General features: G+C 37.1%; 5 protein-coding genes. All 5 read left to right on the top strand.

Translation table 11 applies throughout. The annotated features are described in order from the left end of the window. Positions 1 to 659, top strand: a 659-nt coding sequence (locus F457_RS14020; RefSeq protein ID WP_040921140.1) for a hypothetical protein, incomplete at its 5' end; no start/stop codon positions are given. Between the two features lie 7 nt (positions 660 to 666). Next, complete coding sequence (locus F457_RS0111555; protein WP_156809463.1) at positions 667 to 1,041, top strand: hypothetical protein; 375 nt, start codon at positions 667 to 669, stop codon at positions 1,039 to 1,041. 22 nt (positions 1,042 to 1,063) lie between these two features. After that, positions 1,064 to 1,486: a CPCC family cysteine-rich protein gene (locus F457_RS14155; protein WP_018981290.1), complete on the top strand. Its 423-nt coding sequence runs from the start codon at positions 1,064 to 1,066 to the stop codon at positions 1,484 to 1,486. A gap of 148 nt (positions 1,487 to 1,634) precedes the next feature. After that, a complete protein-coding gene (locus tag F457_RS13135) occupies positions 1,635 to 2,246 on the top strand; it encodes an RNase A-like domain-containing protein (RefSeq protein WP_018981291.1) in 612 nt (203 codons plus the stop codon). Next, positions 2,243 to 2,578 carry a contact-dependent growth inhibition system immunity protein gene (locus F457_RS0111570; RefSeq protein ID WP_018981292.1) on the top strand — a complete coding sequence of 112 codons (336 nt, stop codon included), beginning with the start codon at positions 2,243 to 2,245 and terminating at the stop codon, positions 2,576 to 2,578. Before F457_RS13135 ends, F457_RS0111570 begins: the two co-directional genes overlap by 4 nt. The last annotated feature ends 171 nt before the right edge of the window (positions 2,579 to 2,749 follow it).

Here is a 2,749-nt window from a genome sequence, read left to right on the forward strand (position 1 = left end):
GCGCGAAAGTGGTGTGGGACATTGAGCACGGGGATAGCAACGCTGCGAAGATTGATCTGCTGATGGGGGCGATTAGCGCGACGGGTCTTGATGTCAAAGCGTTTCATCTTGTCGGAACGGGGCTGAGCGACGTCGGTAAATCCGTTCTTCATTACATGCAGAGTGAGGGCGGTGCTGGGGCCGGCGCGGGCGCTATTATTGGGGGTGGTGGCAAGAAAGCTCTCGCAGAAGGTGAAAAAACCACTGAAAAGACATTAGAGAAAGAAAGTGAGTCACCGTTATCTGGTAAGGAAAAGGAAACCATATGGGATCGTATATATCCAACACAGAACAGTTATGAAGGGAATCCTATTCCTCGTTCATTTAATATAGAAACAGATAAAGGTAGATTTTGGGTTGCTAATAATGGTACTAAACACATGAATGAGATAGTAGCCTCAACGATTAAAAGGATGTCAGAAGAGGGAGTTGATGGAAAAGACTTGGTTAATATAAACTCACAACAGGTTTTAAGAAGTTTTGGAGAATCATTAAATAATGTTGTTAGAGGTGAATTTAAATATGGTGAGAAGTTGACTGATGGAAGTTGGGAGTTCATCATAGGACCTCCTAAGAAAGATGGTCTTAATCCAGCTATTTTCCATGCGCTACGGAGGTGATGAGACGTTGAATATAAGTATTTCTTGTCCATTCAATATTGTTTTCGATGTTAAGGACTATGAAGATATATATGGATCCTTAAATTTTGATATACATTTAGAGGATAAAGAGGTTTCATATGAAGTTTCTTTTTTTAGAAATGATTGGATATCTTATAAGGACTATGACTTATTCGTGTATAATCTTAAGTCATTTAAAGATTCTGAGCTTATAAATTTAGATCAAGAAATTATCTTTTCTATAAAGGATAAAAAAATTAATTTTTTGGCGAAGAAGTTTACTGAGGAAAATGAAATGTATATTTCTTTAGAATACAAAGGAAATATTGACTATAGATATAATATAATTGAATCTTTTTCTTCTTTCCCTAAATGGTGGTAGATTGAAATAGTTAAAAATTCACATGTTAATTAATTATAGTAAAAGACATAAATTGGAAAGAAAGATGGCGATAGGAATGACATTGAATAGACTTCCAAATTTTATTCATATTCCTCCTAAAGAAACATTAATTAGAAAGCGTGAAAATGGGGATATATTATTTTATGATTCTAAAACAAATATATTCGCGGCGAAGGTCTTTAGAGGGACTCTAAAGATAAGTCAGATTATTGGAAGGATCAGTAGAATGTATGATGTAGAATATAAGTGTCCTGTTTGTGGAGAACTTACATTAGGGGAAGACGGAGGGTATGAGATTTGTCCAGTTTGCGGATGGGAGGATGATCTATATCAGCGTAGGCATCCAGACTCTGACGGGGGCGCTAATTCGTTGAGTTTGAATGATTATAAAAAGAAATATCTTAGTAAATTACAAGGTAAATGATTCTTGCTATGCTCCTATTATGTCCTGATACATGGAAGAAAAGGTGTAGTAGAATAAGGTTTGAAAGTGACGTGGGATGTTGACTACGGGGATATGAAAGGTACGAATATTGATGTGCTTATAAGTATGGTTAGTGCGACCAGTCTTGATGTCAAAGCATTTCATCTTGTCGAAGCGAGGGCTGAGCAATGTTGGTAAAATTGTTCTTCATTATATTCAGGGTGAGGGAGGAGCTAGCAAGAAAGCTCTCGCAGAAGGTGAGAAAACCACTGAAAAGACATTAGAGGAAGGAAAAGAGCCGCCGTTATCAGGTAAGGAAAAGGAAGATGAAGATATTCCCCCAGAGTTTGCCGCTGGATCATCAAGTAAGATCGTTCCAGGTGGTGGTTTACAAGCTCATGAAGACCTTGGTGGACATCTGATTGAGAGGCATGTAGGTAAATCAATAGAATATTTGCAGGAAAGATTGGCCAACACTAAGTGGGATGATGCTGTTATGTCTACTTTTTCTGATCGAGCGACAGCTGAGCGGGCCATATCAGAAGCTTTGGAAAGTCCAGAAGGTATCGAAGCCATTACAAAAGCGTTAAGCAGTAAAAAGCCGATACCGCTTAATTATAATATGCCTTATAATGTGGGAGGTTATTTGCGGAAAGGAGATAATGCTTTAAGAGGTACAAAAAGTATTCGCATTGTGTTAAAGAAGAACCCCAAATCCCCATCTGGGTGGTCAATTTTAACAGGATTTCCAGTGCCATGAGCAAAAAATTCGAAGAAATGAAAGAGTTTTTAGATGTTTATTTTTGTATGGATTATGATTTATTTGGTGAAAACGTAGATGAAATAGTAAAATGCTATGTTTATGACGCGGAGGAAAATGATATTTTTAGGTTATCTAATGAATTGCATACATACTTAAATGATAATTCAGATGATAAAAATGATATTTTATTTAATAGTATATTTGATATTCATTATTGTTATAAAAATTACTATATAAATTCAGGAGAGTTTTTACGAAATGTTTTAGGTAAACTCATCTTCTACAGAGATCAGCGCTTACAAGAAGAAGTGGATGCAAAGAAGACGTAATTTGTTATTTACTGTTACCCTTTAGATATTATATATCAAGCTGTACCAACATTGAAACGGTAGAGCTCTTCTCTTCCCCGGCTGGGAAGAGTTTTTTTGTACCGAACCCGTCACCGAGCACGCATTATTTGTTGGAGACGCGCCCGCGTTACGCGACATTCGCCGGCCTCT

The organism is Saccharibacter floricola DSM 15669, from assembly GCF_000378165.1.
Taxonomy (GTDB): domain Bacteria; phylum Pseudomonadota; class Alphaproteobacteria; order Acetobacterales; family Acetobacteraceae; genus Saccharibacter; species Saccharibacter floricola.

Bases quoted from the DNA above. Each gene is read 5' to 3' on its own strand.
- F457_RS14155 (WP_018981290.1), top strand. From the start codon at position 1,064: ATGTTAATTAATTATAGTAAAAGACATAAATTGGAAAGAAAGATGGCG.
- F457_RS13135 (WP_018981291.1), top strand. From the start codon at position 1,635: ATGTCAAAGCATTTCATCTTGTCGAAGCGAGGGCTGAGCAATGTTGGT.
- F457_RS0111570 (WP_018981292.1), top strand. From the start codon at position 2,243: ATGAGCAAAAAATTCGAAGAAATGAAAGAGTTTTTAGATGTTTATTTT.